Here is a 15,552-nt window from a genome sequence, read left to right on the forward strand (position 1 = left end):
ATCATGCGCTGTATCGTCGTCGTATTCCCGTATTAACAGAGACCGTAGCCCGACGGGGAACTCCTTCTGCGCGAGTGTGCGGTAATAATCAAAAACGATGCGCACCGGGTTTTAGTGTGCTGACGGACGCAGGTTTACCCTCATAGTCGCTTTTCCGGTGCGATGGTGGAAGAAACCGGAATAATGAATTGTGAATGCAAAATGTGGTTTCTTACTGAGTAATACTGGCAGTGTTTTCTGTTTACATCCAGAACATATTTAAAGATGCCTGCACGGGAAAGAGTAAAGTGGCTCCGGAAGAAGGGTATGTTTCCGGATAAATGTTTTTTTATAACCAGTTTTGTCCAGATATTATTTGACCTGTGGTTTATATAAGCAGATCTTTTTTGGGGCTGTACCGTGATCATACTTTGATTATGTGTGGTAAACCTTATATTCCCTGTTGACAGAAAGTAAAAACAATGCGAGATGCCATTTTTATTAAGGTAATCAGTAACGGAAATAATATCATTATCGTGTGATGAAATAAGCAACGATATAACAGAGGTTAGCCGACTATTCTCTGTGGAAACACAATCTGGTGGTGATAAATCTGAATGAGTTATGTAAAAATTGAACATGTAAAAAGATGGTGTTTAACTGAAGGTATAGTACTGCTGGAAAATAATAAACTGAAAAGTGAATGTCTATTAGTTATTTCCGCATGGTAAATCAGAGGTATTGTTTTCTTGCTAATTTATTAAAGTGATAAGTCTTATCTTGATTTTAGATATAAACTTTTATCAGGCCTTATCAACTTACATCTTCAGTATTGGAGGCAGTGCCAGTTACGTAAGGACGCAATGCCTGGTATTTAAGCGAAGTGATCGACTGGATAAATAATATTCCTCGCGCTTCTGAATGTTGCCGTGTTCCTGTGCCAAAAAAGCCAGATGTGCACTATGCCTCAATATTGAGCGTGTACGCCGTAATGCACGGGATGGCCGCTATAAGCTGATTGGTTGATGAATTTAGGCCCGCTCTGGCTGGCGGGTCCTTTCCGGCGATCCGGCAGGTTACGGGGCGGCGACCTCGCGGGTTTTCGCTATTTATGAAAATTTTCCGGGATCCATGTCCGGTTTCTCTTCAGGTTAACTATATGAAAAATATAGAAACAGGTTTTCTGTGAACCGGACGTGAACAAAAAATAAACATGTAAGCCGGACATGACCGGTTTTGTTGTGATTGTGAGGTGAGAGTTTTTGCGAGGTGAGGAGTGGCTACGCAGACTGAAGTTGCCAGGCATTTAAGTCTGACCGATCGCCAGCTTCGCAGATTGCAGAAATTGCCGGGTGCCCCGATATCGAATAAGCGAGGGCAACTGGATCTGGATGCCTGGCGCGATTTTTACATATCGTATCTGAGGAGAAGTAAAAACGATGTGCCTGGTGGCGATAGCGAAGACGACTATGAGGAGAAATTGCTTATTGCCAGATGGGAACTGACAGCAGAACAGGCTGTTACACAGCAGTTAAAAAATGAGGTGTCAAAAGGAAAACTTATTGACACCGGGTTCTGTATTTTTGCCCTCAGTAAGCTGGCAATGGCGTTATCCAGTACGCTTGATTCCATCCCTTTATCCATGCAGCGACAGTTTCCTGATTTAACACCGCGCCATCTTGACCATCTGAAAACCCTTATTGCGAAGGGGGCAAATCAGTGTGCGCGGGCGGGGGATAAATTACCGGATTTACTCGATGAATATATCAGAGCAACAACTGAATAATATGATGAGCGCTGTCACAACAGCATTACAGCCCCTGATAAGGGCATTGCCGGTGACGCCAGTTGAATGGGCTGATCAAAATTATTATCTGCCGAAAGAATCTTCATATGGTGAGGGAGAATGGAAAACGCTGCCATTCCAGATCGCCATCATGAACAGCATGGGGAATGATCAGATCCGCACTGTTAATCTGATTAAATCTGCCCGTGTTGGCTATACAAAGATGTTGCTGGGGGTGGTCGGATATTTTATTGAGCATAAATCCCGAAACAGTCTGCTTTTTCAGCCCACGGATTCTGCCGCTGAAGATTTTATGAAGTCTCACGTGGAGGCGACGATTCGGGACGTGCCATGCCTGAAAGACCTTTCCCCATGGCTGGGTCGTAAACATCGTGACAATACTCTCACGCTGAAACGCTTTTCATCGGGTGTGGGCTTCTGGTGCCTGGGCGGCGCTGCCGCCAAAAACTACCGTGAAAAATCCGTGGACGTGGTCTGCTATGACGAACTTTCCTCGTTCGAGCCGGATGTCGAAAAAGAGGGCTCGCCAACCCTGCTGGGGGATAAGCGTATTGAGGGCTCTGTATGGCCAAAATCCATTCGCGGCTCGACGCCTAAAATCAAAGGCTCCTGCCAGATCGAAAAAGCCGCTAACGAGTCGGCACATTTCATGCGTTTTTATGTGCCCTGTCCGCACTGTGGGGAGGAGCAGTATCTGAAATTTGGCGATGATGCCTCGCTTTTCGGTCTTAAGTGGGAGAAGAATAAGCCAGAAAGTGTTTTCTACCTTTGTGAGCATCATGGCTGTGTGATCCATCAGTCTGAGCTTGAACAGAATAACGGGCGGTGGATCTGTGAAAACACGGGCATGTGGACACGTGACGGCCTGACATTTTACAGCGCGGGTGATGAGGAGATGCCGCCACCGCGATCCATCACTTTCCACATCTGGACGGCCTATAGCCCGTTTACCACCTGGGTACAGATAGTCTATGACTGGCTGGATGCGCTGAAAGATCCCAACGGCCTGAAAACCTTTGTGAACACCACGCTGGGCGAGACCTGGGAAGAGGCCGTGGGCGAAAAACTCGATCACCAGGTTCTGATGGATAAGGTCGTGCATTACACGGCGGCGGTACCTGACCGGGTGGTTTATCTGACGGCGGGCATTGACTCGCAGCGAAACCGTTTTGAGATGTATGTCTGGGGATGGGCACCGGGAGAGGAAGCTTTTCTGGTGGATAAAATCATCATTATGGGGCGTCCTGATGAGGAAGAGACGCTGTTACGTGTGGACGCGGTGATTAACAAAAAATACCGCCATGCGGATGGCACCGAAATGACTATTTCCCGTGTCTGCTGGGACACCGGGGGGATCGATGGCGAAATCGTTTACCAGAGGTCAAAAAAACACGGTGTTTTCCGTGTGCTACCGGTAAAAGGTGCGTCTGTCTATGGCAAGCCGGTGATCACCATGCCGAAAACCCGCAATCAGCGGGGCGTGTATCTGTGTGAAGTGGGGACGGACACCGCAAAAGAAATTCTCTATGCCCGTATGAAAGCCAGTCCCACACCTGCAGATGAAGCCACATCGTATGCCATCCGTTTTCCTGATAATCCGGAGATTTTTTCGCAGACAGAGGCGCAGCAACTGGTCGCGGAAGAGCTTGTGGAGAAGTGGGAAAAAGGAAAGATGCGCCTGCTGTGGGATAACAAAAAGCGGCGTAACGAAGCGCTGGACTGCCTGGTGTATGCCTACGCAGCATTACGTGTGTCCGTGCAACGCTGGCAGCTTGATCTGGCTGTACTGGCAAAATCCCGGGAAGAAGAGACGACCCGGCCAACCCTTGAAGAACTGGCAGCGAAGCTGTCCGGAGGAGTGAATGGTAACAGTCGCTGAACTGCAGGCGCTGCGTCAGGCGCGTCTTGATTTATTAACCGGTAAACGGGTGGTGTCGGTCCAGAAAGATGGTCGCAGAATTGAATATACGGCAGCCTCTCTGGATGAGCTTAATCGTGCTATCAATGATGCGGAGTCGGTACTGGGGACAACCCGCCGCCGTCGCCCGCTGGGAGTGAGGTTATGAAACGAACGCCAGTCCTGATTGATGTGAACGGCGTTCCGCTTCGTGAGAGTCTCAGCTACAACGGGGGCGGCGCAGGATTTGGCGGGCAAATGGCCGAGTGGTTACCACCGGCGCAGGGTGTTGATGCTGCCCTGCTGCCTGCGTTGCGTCTGGGGAATGCCCGTGCAGATGATCTGGTACGCAATAACGGTATAGCGGCCAATGCGGTGGCCCTGCATAAGGATCACATTGTCGGGCACATGTTTCTTATTAGTTACCGTCCGAACTGGCGCTGGCTTGGGATGCGGGAGTCCGCGGCAAAAATCTTTGTCGATGAGGTGGAGGCGGCCTGGTCGGAATACGCGGAAGGAATGTTTGGCGAGATCGATGTGGAAGGGAAACGCACCTTTACGGAATTTATCCGTGAAGGTGTGGGCGTTCATGCATTTAACGGTGAAATCTTTGTGCAGCCGGTCTGGGATACGGAAACCACACGGTTATTCCGCACGCGTTTTAAAGCCGTGAGCCCTAAACGGGTGGACACGCCGGGACACGGTATGGGTAACCGTTTCCTGCGGGCCGGGGTGGAAGTCGATCGGTATGGACGGGCCGTTGCGTACCATATCTGTGAGGATGATTTTCCGTTCTCTGGTCGTGGACGATGGGAACGGATCCCGCGTGAACTTCCCACCGGGCGTCCGGCCATGCTGCATATTTTCGAGCCGGTTGAGGACGGGCAGACCCGTGGGGCTAATCAGTTTTACAGCGTCATGGAACGGCTGAAAATGCTCGATTCCCTGCAGACCACGCAGCTTCAGTCGGCCATAGTGAAGGCGATGTATGCAGCGACGATTGAAAGTGAACTCGATACCGAAAAGGCCTTTGAATATATCGCGGGTGCACCGCAGAGTCAGCAGGATAATCCGCTCATTAATATTCTGGAGAAGTTCACCCGCTGGTATGACACGAATAACGTGACGCTGGGCGGTGTCAAAATTCCGCACCTTTTCCCCGGGGATGATTTGAAACTGCAGACTGCGCAGGATTCAGATAATGGATTTTCTGCGCTTGAACAGGCGCTGCTGCGGTATATCGCCGCCGGTCTTGGTGTTTCCTACGAACAGTTGTCCCGTGATTACTCGAAGGTCAGTTACTCAAGTGCCCGTGCCTCAGCCAATGAGTCGTGGCGTTATTTTATGGGGCGACGAAAATTTATTGCGTCCCGGCTGGCCACGCAGATGTTTTCCTGCTGGCTGGAAGAGGCGCTTCTTCGGGGGATTATTCGTCCGCCACGGGCGCGTTTTGATTTTTATCAGGCGCGTTCAGCCTGGTCACGGGCAGAGTGGATTGGCTCCGGAAGAATGGCCATTGATGGACTCAAGGAGGTTCAGGAGTCGGTGATGCGCATTGAGGCCGGACTGAGCACGTATGAGAAAGAGCTGGCGCTGATGGGTGAGGATTATCAGGACATTTTCCGCCAGCAGGTCAGGGAATCTGCAGAGCGGGAAAAAGCCGGGCTCTCACGCCCGGTGTGGATAGCGCAGGCGTATCAGCAGCAGATAGCGGAGAGTCGCAGGCCGGAAGAGGAGACAACACCACGTGAGACGTAATCTTTCACACATTATTGCAGCAGCATTCAATGAACCGCTGCTTCTGGAGCCCGCCTATGCGCGGGTTTTCTTTTGCGCGCTGGGGCGTGAGATGGGTGCGACAAGTCTTTCGGTACCGCAACAGCAGGTACAGCTTGATGCTCCCGGGATGCTGGCTGAAACGGACGAGTACATGGCCGGAGGAAAACGACCGGCCCGTGTTTACAGGGTGGTGAATGGTATTGCTGTACTGCCGGTGACAGGCACGCTGGTGCACCGGCTGGGGGGGATGCGGCCATTTTCCGGAATGACAGGTTATGACGGCATTGTCGCCTGTCTTCAGCAGGCAATGTCGGATACCCAGGTGCGGGGTGTACTGCTGGATATTGACAGCCCTGGTGGGCAGGCCGCCGGCGCGTTTGACTGCGCTGACATGATTTACCGCCTCCGGCAGCAGAAGCCTGTCTGGGCGCTGTGCAATGACACGGCCTGTTCTGCCGCAATGCTGCTGGCATCGGCCTGTTCCCGACGGCTGATTACCCAGACATCACGTATCGGCTCCATTGGTGTGATGATGAGCCATGTCAGCTATGCCGGTCATCTGGCGCAGGCCGGTGTTGATATCACGCTTATTTACGCCGGATCGCACAAGGTGGATGGCAATCAGTTTGAATCCCTGCCGTCAGAGGTTCGCCAGGACATGCAGCAGCGCATTGATGCGGCGCGCCGGATGTTTGCTGAAAAAGTGGCGATGTATACCGGTTTATCTGTGGATACGGTTATGGGGACAGAGGCCGCTGTTTTTGAAGGGCAGTCAGGTATTGAGGCCGGGCTGGCGGATGAATTAATCAATGCGTCGGATGCCATCAGCGTGATGGCCGCGACGCTGAACACACATGATACAGGAGGCACTATGCCGCAATTAACTGCAACGGAAGCCGTCGCGCAGGAGAACCAGCGAGTGATGGGGATCCTGACATGCCAGGAAGCGAAAGGACGTGAACAGCTTGCCTCGATGCTGGCAGGACAACAGGGCATGAGCGTTGAGCAGGCCCGGGCGATTCTGGCAGCGGCGGCACCGCAGCAGCCGGAGGCATCCCCGCTGAGTGAAGCCGATCGCATTATGGCGTGTGAAGAAGCGAAAGGTCGTGAACAACTGGCTGCAACGCTGGCGGCGATGCCGGATATGACAGTGGAAAAAGCCCGCCCGATCCTGGCTGCTTCACCACGGGCGGATGCCGGACTATCACTCCGTGATCAAATCATGGCCCTGGATGAGGCGAAAGGGGCTGAGGCGCAGGCTGAAAAACTGGCGGCCTGCCCGGGGATGTCCGTGGAGAATGCCCGGGCTGTACTGGCTGCTGCATCAGGTAAAGCTGAACCAGTCTCTGCCTCCACGACATCCATGTTTGAACGTTTCATGGCGAACCATTCACCGGCAGCGGTGCAGGGCGGCATGTCACAAACGTCAGCAGACGGTGATGCGGACGTAAAAATGCTCATGGCCATGCCATAAAGCCACTGCTGATCATCAATATGAGGTTTTAATAATATGGTAACGAAAACCATCACTGAACAGCGTGCGGAAGTACGTATTTTTTCCGGTAATGATCCGGCTCATACAGCCACAGGTAGCAGCGGGATTTCCTCGGCGACACCGGCTCTGACGCCTCTGATGCTGGATGAGGCCACCGGGAAACTGGTGGTCTGGGACGGACAGAAAGCCGGTGGTGCGGTTGGCATACTGGTACTGCCGCTTGAAGGCACAGAGACGGTACTGACGTATTACAAGTCGGGGACTTTTGCGACGGAGGCAATTCACTGGCCTGAGAGTGTGGATGAACACAAAAAGGCCAACGCCTTTTCCGGCAGTGCCCTGAGTCATGCGGCGCTGCCGTAACACATTATCAGGCCACTGCGGTGGCCTGACTTATTTCTGAATGAAGGAACTGATTTATGGGATTGTTTACGACCCGCCAGTTGCTCGGTTATACCGAACAAAAAGTTAAATTTCGTGCGCTGTTTCTGGAGCTGTTTTTCCGCCGTACGGTGAATTTCCAGACCGAAGAGGTGATGCTGGACAAAATTACCGGAAAAACGCCGGTGGCGGCCTATGTCTCCCCGGTTGTTGAAGGAAAAGTGCTGCGTCATCGTGGTGGTGAAACCCGCGTGTTGCGTCCGGGCTACGTCAAGCCGAAACACGAATTTAATTACCAGCAGGCGGTTGAGCGCCTTCCTGGTGAAGATCCATCTCAACTGAACGATCCGGCTTACCGCCGTCTGCGTATCATTACCGATAACCTCAAACAGGAAGAGCACGCGATTGTCCAGGTGGAAGAAATGCAGGCGGTAAATGCTGTGTTGTATGGCAAATACACCATGGAAGGAGACCAGTTCGAGAAAATTGAGGTCGATTTTGGCAGGTCGACGAAGAATAACATCACACAGGGTAGCGGTAAGGAATGGTCAAAACAGGATCGTGACACGTTCGATCCTACACATGATATTGACCTCTACTGCGACCAGGCCAGCGGTCTTGTGAATATTGCCATCATGGACGGTACCGTCTGGCGTCTGCTGAATGGTTTTAAGCTGTTTCGCGAAAAACTGGATACCCGTCGCGGTTCAAATTCACAACTCGAAACGGCAGTGAAAGATCTGGCCGCAGTGGTGTCCTTCAAGGGGTATTACGGCGATCTGGCCATTGTGGTGGCGAAAACGTCTTATGTATCAGAGGATGGTACCGAAAAACGTTATCTGCCAGATGGCACGCTGGTCCTGGGGAATACTGCTGCAGATGGGATCCGTTGTTACGGTGCCATTCAGGATGCGCAGGCGTTGTCGGAAGGTGTGGTGGCTTCTTCCCGTTACCCGAAACACTGGATGACAGTGGGTGATCCCGCCCGTGAATTCACCATGACGCAGTCCGCGCCGCTGATGGTACTCCCTGATCCGGATGAGTTCGTAGTGGTACAGGTGAAATAACATATAACCGGGGGGGTGATATACCCCCTTTTTTATTCAACCGGAAACAGATATGGCAAAGAAAGACGAGAATCTGAAACGCCTGAAAGAACTATCAGAGTTGCTGGGACGTGAACCTGATATGTCAGGAAGTGCGGCAGATATTGCACAGCGTGTGGCAGAGCTGGAAGAGGAGCTTGATGACACGGATGAAACTTCCGGTCAGGACACCCCTCTCAGCCGGGAAAATGTGCTGACCGGGCATGAAAATGAGGTGGTATCAGCGCAGCCGGATACCGTGACTGATACGGCTGCTCTGGTCACGGTCGTGGCACTGGTGACGCTGCATACTGATGCACTTCACGCCACGCGGGATGAGCCTGTGGCATTTGTGCTGCCGGGAACGGCGTTTCGTGTCTCTGCCGGTGTGGCAGCCGAAATGACAGAACATGGCCTGGCCAGAATGCAATAACGGGAGGCGCTGTGGCTGATTCCGATAACCTGTTCGATGCTGCCATTGCCCGCGCCGATGAAACGATACGCGGGTACATGGGAACGTCAGCCACCATGACATCCGGTGAGCTGTCCGGTGCTGTGATACGTGGTGTTTTTGATGACCCTGAAAATATCAGCTATGCCGGACAGGGGGTGCGCGTTGAAGGCTCCAGCCCGTCCCTGTTTGTCCGGACTGATGATGTGCGGCAGCTGCGGCGTGGAGACACACTGACCATCGGCGAGGAAAACTTCTGGGTGGACCGGATTTCGCCGGATGATGGCGGAAGCTGTCATCTCTGGCTTGGGCGTGGCGTGCCGCCTGCCGTTAACCGTCGCCGCTGAAAGGGGGATGTATGGCCATAAAAGGTCTTGAGCAGGCCGTTGAAAACCTCAGCCGTATCAGCAAAACGGCGGTGCCTGGTGCCGCCGCAATGGCCATTAACCGCGTTGCGTCATCCGCGATATCGCAGTCTGCGTCACAGGTTGCCCGTGAGACAAAGGTACGCCGGAAACTGGTAAAGGAAAGGGCCAGGCTGAAAAGGGCCACGGTCAAAAATCCGCAGGCCAGAATCAGGGTTAACCGGGGGGATTTGCCCGTAATCAAGCTGGGTAACGCGCGGGTTGTCCTTTCCCGCCGCAGACGTCGTAAAAAGGGGCAGCGTTCATCCCTGAAAGGTGGCGGCAGCGTGCTTGTGGTGGGAAACCGTCGTATTCCCGGCGCGTTTATTCAGCAACTGAAAAATGGCCGGTGGCATGTCATGCAGCGTGTGGCCGGGAAAAACCGTTACCCCATTGATGTGGTGAAAATCCCGATGGCGGTGCCGCTGACCACGGCGTTTAAACAGAATATTGAACGGATACGGCGTGAACGTCTTCCGAAAGAGCTGGGCTATGCGCTGCAGCATCAACTGAGAATGGTAATAAAGCGATGAAACATACTGAACTCCGTGCAGCCGTACTGGATGCACTGGAGAAGCATGACACCGGGGCGACGTTTTTTGATGGTCGCCCCGCTGTTTTTGATGAGGCGGATTTTCCGGCAGTTGCCGTTTATCTCACCGGCGCTGAATACACGGGCGAAGAGCTGGACAGCGATACATGGCAGGCGGAGCTGCATATTGAAGTTTTCCTGCCTGCTCAGGTGCCGGATTCAGAGCTGGATGCGTGGATGGAGTCCCGGATTTATCCGGTGATGAGTGATATCCCGGCACTGTCAGATTTGATCACCAGTATGGTGGCCAGCGGCTATGACTACCGGCGCGACGATGATGCGGGCCTGTGGAGTTCAGCCGATCTGACTTATGTCATTACCTATGAAATGTGAGGACGCTATGCCTGTACCAAATCCTGTAATGCCGGTGAAAGGTGCCGGGACCGCCCTGTGGGTTTATAAGGGAAGCGGTGACCCTTATGCGAATCCGCTTTCAGACGTTGACTGGTCGCGTCTGGCAAAAGTTAAAGACCTGACGCCCGGCGAACTGACCGCTGAGTCCTATGACGACAGCTATCTCGATGATGAAGATGCAGACTGGACTGCGACCGGGCAGGGGCAGAAATCTGCCGGAGATACCAGCTTCACGCTGGCGTGGATGCCCGGAGAGCAGGGGCAGCAGGCGCTGCTGGCGTGGTTTAATGAAGGGGATACCCGAGCCTATAAAATCCGCTTCCCGAACGGCACGGTCGATGTGTTCCGCGGCTGGGTCAGCAGTATCGGTAAGGCGGTGACGGCGAAGGAAGTGATCACCCGCACGGTGAAAGTCACCAACGTGGGCCGTCCGTCGATGGCAGAAGATCGCAGCACGGTGACGGCGACAACCGGCATGACTGTGACGCCTGCCAGCACCTCGGTGGTGAAAGGGCAGAGCACCACGCTGACCGTGGCATTCCAGCCGGAAGGCGCAACCGACAAGAGCTTCCGTGCGGTGTCTGCGGATAAAACAAAAGCCACCGTGTCGGTCAGTGGTATGACCATCACCGTGAAAGGTGTTGCTGCAGGCAAGGTCAACATTCCGGTCGTATCCGGTAATGGTGAACTTGCTGCGGTTGCAGAAATCACCGTCACCGCCAGTTAATCCGGGGAGTCAGCGATGTTCCTGAAAACCGAATCATTTGAACATAACGGTGTGACCGTCACGCTTTCTGAACTGTCAGCCCTGCAGCGAATTGAGCATCTCGCCCTGATGAAACGGCAGGCAGAACAGGCGGAGTCAGACAGCAACCGGAAGTTTACTGTGGAAGACGCCATCAGAACCGGCGCGTTTCTGGTGGCGATGTCCCTGTGGCATAACCATCCGCAGAAGACGCAGATGCCGTCCATGAATGAAGCCGTTAAACAGATTGAGCAGGAAGTGCTTACCACCTGGCCCACGGAGGCAATTTCTCATGCTGAAAACGTGGTGTACCGGCTGTCTGGTATGTATGAGTTTGTTGTGAATAATGCCCCTGAACAGACAGAGGACGCCGGGCCCGCAGAGCCTGTTTCTGCGGGAAAGTGTTCGACGGTGAGCTGAGTTTTGCCCTGAAACTGGCGCGAGAGATGGGGCGACCCGACTGGCGTGCCATGCTTGCCGGGATGTCATCCACGGAGTATGCCGACTGGCACCGCTTTTACAGTACCCATTATTTTCATGATGTTCTGCTGGATATGCACTTTTCCGGGCTGACGTACACCGTGCTCAGCCTGTTTTTCAGCGATCCGGATATGCATCCGCTGGATTTCAGTCTGCTGAACCGGCGTGAGGCTGACGAAGAGCCTGAAGATGATGTGCTGATGCAGAAAGCGGCAGGGCTTGCCGGAGGCGTCCGCTTTGGCCCGGACGGGAATGAAGTTATCCCCGCTTCCCCGGATGTGGCGGACATGACGGAGGATGACGTAATGCTGATGACAGTATCAGAAGGGATCGCAGGAGGAGTCCGGTATGGCTGAACCGGTAGGCGATCTGGTCGTTGATTTAAGTCTGGATGCGGCCAGATTTGACGAGCAGATGGCCAGAGTCAGGCGTCATTTTTCCGGTACGGAAACTGATGCGAAAAAAACAGCGGCAGTCGTTGAACAGTCGCTGAGCCGACAGGCGCTGGCTGCACAGAAAGCGGGGATTTCCGTCGGGCAGTATAAAGCCGCCATGCGTATGCTGCCTGCACAGTTCACCGACGTGGCCACGCAGCTTGCAGGCGGGCAAAGCCCGTGGCTGATCCTGCTGCAACAGGGGGGTCAGGTTAAGGACTCCTTCGGCGGGATGATCCCCATGTTCAGGGGGCTTGCCGGTGCGAGCACCCTGCCGATGGTGGGGGCCACCTCGCTGGCGGTGGCGACCGGTGCGCTGGCGTATGCCTGGTATCAGGGCAACTCAACCCTGTCCGATTTCAACAAAACGCTGGTCCTTTCCGGCAATCAGGCGGGACTGACGGCAGATCGTATGCTGGTCCTGTCCAGAGCCGGGCAGGCGGCAGGGCTGACGTTTAACCAGACCAGCGAGTCACTGACGGCGCTGGTGAATGCCGGTGTGCGTGGTGGTGAGCAGTTTGAGGCGATCAGCCAGAGTGTGGCGCGTTTCTCCTCTGCATCCGGCGTGGAGGTGGACAAGGTCGCTGAAGCCTTCGGGAAGCTGACCACAGACCCGACGTCGGGACTGACAGCGATGGCACGTCAGTTCCATAACGTGACGGCGGAGCAGATTGCGTATGTTGCTCAGTTGCAGCGTTCCGGAGATGAAGCCGGGGCATTGCAGGCGGCGAACGAGGCCGCAACGAAAGGGTTTGATGACCAGACCCGCCGCCTGAAAGAGAACATGGGCACGCTGGAGACCTGGGCAGACAGGACAGCACGGGCATTCAAATCCATGTGGGATTCGGTGCTGGATATTGGTCGCCCGGACACTGCCCAGGGAATGCTGGAGAAAGCAGAAAAGGCTTTTGATGAGGCGGACAAAAAATGGCAGTGGTATCAGAGCCGGAGCCACCGGCGCGGTAAAACCTCAGCATTTCTTGCCAATCTCCGGGGAGCATGGGAGGACAGAGCGAATGCGCAACTTGGGCTTTCAGCCGCCACGTTGCAGGCCGATCTTGAAAAGGCCAGAGAGATGGCAGCAAAGGACTGGGCCGAGTCTGAGGCATCACGGCTGAAATATACCGAAGAGGCGCAGAAGGCTTACGAACGGCTGCAGACGCCGCTGGAGAAATATACCGCCCGTCAGGAAGAACTGAACAAGGCACTGAAAGACGGGAAAATCCTGCAGGCGGATTACAACACGCTGATGGCGGCGGCGAAAAAGGATTATGAAGCGACGCTGAAAAAGCCGAAACAGTCCGGCGTGAAGGTGTCTGCGGGCGATCGTCAGGAAGACAGTGCTCATGCTGCCCTGCTGACGCTTCAGGCTGAACTCCGGACGCTGGAGAAGCATGCCGGAGCAAATGAGAAAATCAGCCAGCAGCGCCGGGATTTGTGGAAGGCGGAGAGCCAGTTCGCGGTACTGGAGGAGGCGGCGCAACGTCGCCAGCTGTCTGCACAGGAGAAATCCCTGCTGGCGCATAAAGATGAGACGCTGGAGTACAAACGCCAGCTGGCTGCACTTGGCGACAAGGTTACGTATCAGGAGCGCCTGAACGCGCTGGCGCAGCAGGCGGATAAATTCGCACAGCAGCAACGGGCAATACGGGCCGCCATTGATGCGAAAAGCCGGGGGCTGACTGACCGGCAGGCAGAACGGGAAGCCACGGAACAGCGCCTGAAGGAACAGTATGGCGATAATCCGCTGGCGCTGAATAACGTCATGTCAGAGCAGAAAAAGACCTGGGCGGCTGAAGACCAGCTTCGCGGGAGCTGGATGGCAGGCCTGAAGTCCGGCTGGAGTGAGTGGGAAGAGAGCGCCACGGACAGTATGTCGCAGGTAAAAAGTGCAGCCACGCAGACCTTTGATGGTATTGCACAGAATATGGCGGCGATGCTGACCGGCAGTGAGCAGAACTGGCGCAGCTTCACCCGTTCCGTGCTGTCCATGATGACAGAAATTCTGCTTAAGCAGGCAATGGTGGGGATTGTCGGGAGTATCGGCAGCGCCATTGGCGGGGCTGTTGGTGGCGGCGCATCCGCGTCAGGCGGTACAGCCATTCAGGCCGCTGCGGCGAAATTCCATTTTGCAACCGGAGGATTTACGGGAACCGGCGGCAAATATGAGCCAGCGGGGATTGTTCACCGTGGTGAATTTGTCTTCACGAAGGAGGCAACCAGCCGGATTGGCGTGGGGAATCTTTACCGGCTGATGCGCGGCTATGCCACCGGCGGTTATGTCGGTACACCGGGCAGCATGGCAGACAGCCGGTCGCAGGCGTCCGGGACGTTTGAGCAGAATAACCATGTGGTGATTAACAACGACGGCACGAACGGTCAGATAGGTCCGGCTGCTCTGAAGGCGGTGTATGACATGGCCCGCAAGGGTGCCCGTGATGAAATTCAGACACAGATGCGTGATGGTGGCCTGTTCTCCGGAGGTGGACGATGAAGACCTTCCGCTGGAAAGTGAAACCCGGTATGGATGTGGCTTCGGTCCCTTCTGTAAGAAAGGTGCGCTTTGGTGATGGCTATTCTCAGCGAGCGCCTGCCGGGCTGAATGCCAACCTGAAAACGTACAGCGTGACGCTTTCTGTCCCCCGTGAGGAGGCCACGGTACTGGAGTCGTTTCTGGAAGAGCACGGGGGCTGGAAATCCTTTCTGTGGACGCCGCCTTATGAGTGGCGGCAGATAAAGGTGACCTGCGCAAAATGGTCGTCGCGGGTCAGTATGTTGCGTGTTGAGTTCAGCGCAGAGTTTGAACAGGTGGTGAACTGATGCAGGATATCCGGCAGGAAACACTGAATGAATGCACCCGTGCGGAGCAGTCGGCCAGCGTGGTGCTCTGGGAAATCGACCTGACAGAGGTCGGTGGAGAACGTTATTTTTTCTGTAATGAGCAGAACGAAAAAGGTGAGCCGGTCACCTGGCAGGGGCGACAGTATCAGCCGTATCCCATTCAGGGGAGCGGTTTTGAACTGAATGGCAAAGGCACCAGTACGCGCCCCACGCTGACGGTTTCTAACCTGTACGGTATGGTCACCGGGATGGCGGAAGATATGCAGAGTCTGGTCGGCGGAACGGTGGTCCGGCGTAAGGTTTACGCCCGTTTTCTGGATGCGGTGAACTTCGTCAACGGAAACAGTGACGCCGATCCGGAGCAGGAGGTGATCAGCCGCTGGCGCATCGAGCAGTGCAGCGAACTGAGCGCGGTGAGTGCCTCTTTTGTACTGTCCACGCCGACGGAAACGGACGGTGCCGTTTTTCCGGGACGTATCATGCTGGCCAACACCTGCACCTGGACCTATCGCGGTGATGAGTGCGGTTATCACGGTCCGGCGGTCGCGGATGAATATGATCAGCCGACGTCCGATATCACGAAGGATAAATGCAGCAAATGCCTGAGCGGCTGTAAGTTTCGCAATAACGTCGGCAACTTTGGCGGCTTCCTTTCCATTAACAAACTTTCGCAGTGAATCCCATGACAGAGACAGAATCAGCGATTCTGGCGCACGCCCGGCGATGTGCGCCAGCGGAGTCGTGCGGCTTCGTGGTGAGAGCGCCGGAGGGGGAAAGATATTTTCCCTGCGTGAATATTTCCGGTGAGCCGGAGGATTATTTCCGGAT

18 protein-coding genes and 2 pseudogenes are annotated in these 15,552 nt (G+C 54.5%); 19 read left to right on the top strand and 1 reads right to left on the bottom strand.

Going from position 1 to position 15,552, the window contains the following annotated elements; all coding sequences use genetic code 11:
• Window positions 1-140: 140 nt before the first annotated feature.
• Window positions 141-620, bottom strand: coding sequence for a DUF1398 family protein (locus QZF50_RS23745; protein WP_073519626.1), 480 nt, complete (start codon window positions 618-620; stop codon window positions 141-143).
• Window positions 621-826: 206 nt separating this feature from the next.
• Here QZF50_RS23745 and QZF50_RS23750 point away from each other — a divergent pair.
• From QZF50_RS23750 to QZF50_RS18760, 19 genes and pseudogenes are all read left to right on the top strand, one after another.
• Window positions 827-1,005: pseudogene (locus tag QZF50_RS23750) on the top strand (AlpA family transcriptional regulator); the annotation flags it as partial.
• Window positions 1,006-1,255: 250 nt separating this feature from the next.
• Complete coding sequence (locus QZF50_RS18675; protein WP_061892175.1) at window positions 1,256-1,765, top strand: terminase small subunit; 510 nt, start codon at window positions 1,256-1,258, stop codon at window positions 1,763-1,765.
• Complete coding sequence (locus QZF50_RS18680; RefSeq protein ID WP_061892176.1) at window positions 1,737-3,665, top strand: phage terminase large subunit family protein; 1,929 nt, start codon at window positions 1,737-1,739, stop codon at window positions 3,663-3,665. Before QZF50_RS18675 ends, QZF50_RS18680 begins: the two co-directional genes overlap by 29 nt.
• Complete coding sequence (gene gpW / locus QZF50_RS18685) at window positions 3,649-3,852, top strand: gpW family head-tail joining protein (protein WP_053294775.1); 204 nt, start codon at window positions 3,649-3,651, stop codon at window positions 3,850-3,852. Before QZF50_RS18680 ends, gpW begins: the two co-directional genes overlap by 17 nt.
• Complete coding sequence (locus QZF50_RS18690) at window positions 3,849-5,441, top strand: phage portal protein (RefSeq protein WP_061892177.1); 1,593 nt, start codon at window positions 3,849-3,851, stop codon at window positions 5,439-5,441. Before gpW ends, QZF50_RS18690 begins: the two co-directional genes overlap by 4 nt.
• Complete coding sequence (locus QZF50_RS18695) at window positions 5,431-6,936, top strand: S49 family peptidase (protein WP_053294773.1); 1,506 nt, start codon at window positions 5,431-5,433, stop codon at window positions 6,934-6,936. Before QZF50_RS18690 ends, QZF50_RS18695 begins: the two co-directional genes overlap by 11 nt.
• Window positions 6,937-6,972: 36 nt before the next feature.
• Window positions 6,973-7,320 (top strand): head decoration protein, encoded by a 348-nt coding sequence (locus QZF50_RS18700; RefSeq protein WP_053294772.1) that lies wholly within the window; start codon window positions 6,973-6,975, stop codon window positions 7,318-7,320.
• A 56-nt stretch (window positions 7,321-7,376) separates the two neighbouring features.
• Entirely contained in the window at window positions 7,377-8,405 is a 1,029-nt protein-coding gene (locus tag QZF50_RS18705; protein WP_237802164.1) for a major capsid protein, read from the top strand.
• A 52-nt stretch (window positions 8,406-8,457) separates the two neighbouring features.
• Complete coding sequence (locus tag QZF50_RS18710; RefSeq protein ID WP_061892653.1) at window positions 8,458-8,856, top strand: DNA-packaging protein FI; 399 nt, start codon at window positions 8,458-8,460, stop codon at window positions 8,854-8,856.
• Between the two features lie 11 nt (window positions 8,857-8,867).
• Window positions 8,868-9,221: a head-tail joining protein gene (locus QZF50_RS18715; RefSeq protein WP_000785282.1), complete on the top strand. Its 354-nt coding sequence runs from the start codon at window positions 8,868-8,870 to the stop codon at window positions 9,219-9,221.
• 11 nt (window positions 9,222-9,232) lie between these two features.
• Window positions 9,233-9,811: a phage tail protein gene (locus QZF50_RS18720; RefSeq protein WP_000975081.1), complete on the top strand. Its 579-nt coding sequence runs from the start codon at window positions 9,233-9,235 to the stop codon at window positions 9,809-9,811.
• Window positions 9,808-10,203: a phage minor tail U family protein gene (locus QZF50_RS18725; RefSeq protein WP_000683105.1), complete on the top strand. Its 396-nt coding sequence runs from the start codon at window positions 9,808-9,810 to the stop codon at window positions 10,201-10,203. Before QZF50_RS18720 ends, QZF50_RS18725 begins: the two co-directional genes overlap by 4 nt.
• 7 nt (window positions 10,204-10,210) lie before the next feature.
• Window positions 10,211-10,951: a phage tail protein gene (locus tag QZF50_RS18730; RefSeq protein WP_061892654.1), complete on the top strand. Its 741-nt coding sequence runs from the start codon at window positions 10,211-10,213 to the stop codon at window positions 10,949-10,951.
• A 15-nt stretch (window positions 10,952-10,966) separates the two neighbouring features.
• Window positions 10,967-11,389 (top strand): phage minor tail protein G, encoded by a 423-nt coding sequence (locus tag QZF50_RS18735; RefSeq protein WP_000479153.1) that lies wholly within the window; start codon window positions 10,967-10,969, stop codon window positions 11,387-11,389.
• Window positions 11,371-11,805 (top strand): phage tail assembly protein T, encoded by a 435-nt coding sequence (locus tag QZF50_RS18740; RefSeq protein ID WP_000459457.1) that lies wholly within the window; start codon window positions 11,371-11,373, stop codon window positions 11,803-11,805. The genes QZF50_RS18735 and QZF50_RS18740 overlap by 19 nt, the downstream gene beginning before the upstream one ends.
• Window positions 11,798-14,377, top strand: coding sequence for a phage tail tape measure protein (locus tag QZF50_RS18745; RefSeq protein ID WP_290388944.1), 2,580 nt, complete (start codon window positions 11,798-11,800; stop codon window positions 14,375-14,377). Before QZF50_RS18740 ends, QZF50_RS18745 begins: the two co-directional genes overlap by 8 nt.
• The gene (locus QZF50_RS18750; protein WP_000847379.1) at window positions 14,374-14,703 is read left to right on the top strand and encodes a phage tail protein; all 330 of its coding nucleotides are present in this window, start codon (window positions 14,374-14,376) and stop codon (window positions 14,701-14,703) included. The genes QZF50_RS18745 and QZF50_RS18750 overlap by 4 nt, the downstream gene beginning before the upstream one ends.
• A complete protein-coding gene (locus tag QZF50_RS18755; protein WP_001152632.1) occupies window positions 14,703-15,401 on the top strand; it encodes a phage minor tail protein L in 699 nt (232 codons plus the stop codon). Before QZF50_RS18750 ends, QZF50_RS18755 begins: the two co-directional genes overlap by 1 nt.
• 5 nt (window positions 15,402-15,406) lie before the next feature.
• Window positions 15,407-15,552: pseudogene (locus QZF50_RS18760) on the top strand (phage tail protein); the annotation flags it as partial.

This window comes from uncultured Escherichia sp., from assembly GCF_948475835.1.
In the GTDB taxonomy this organism is placed as follows: domain Bacteria; phylum Pseudomonadota; class Gammaproteobacteria; order Enterobacterales; family Enterobacteriaceae; genus ECMA0423.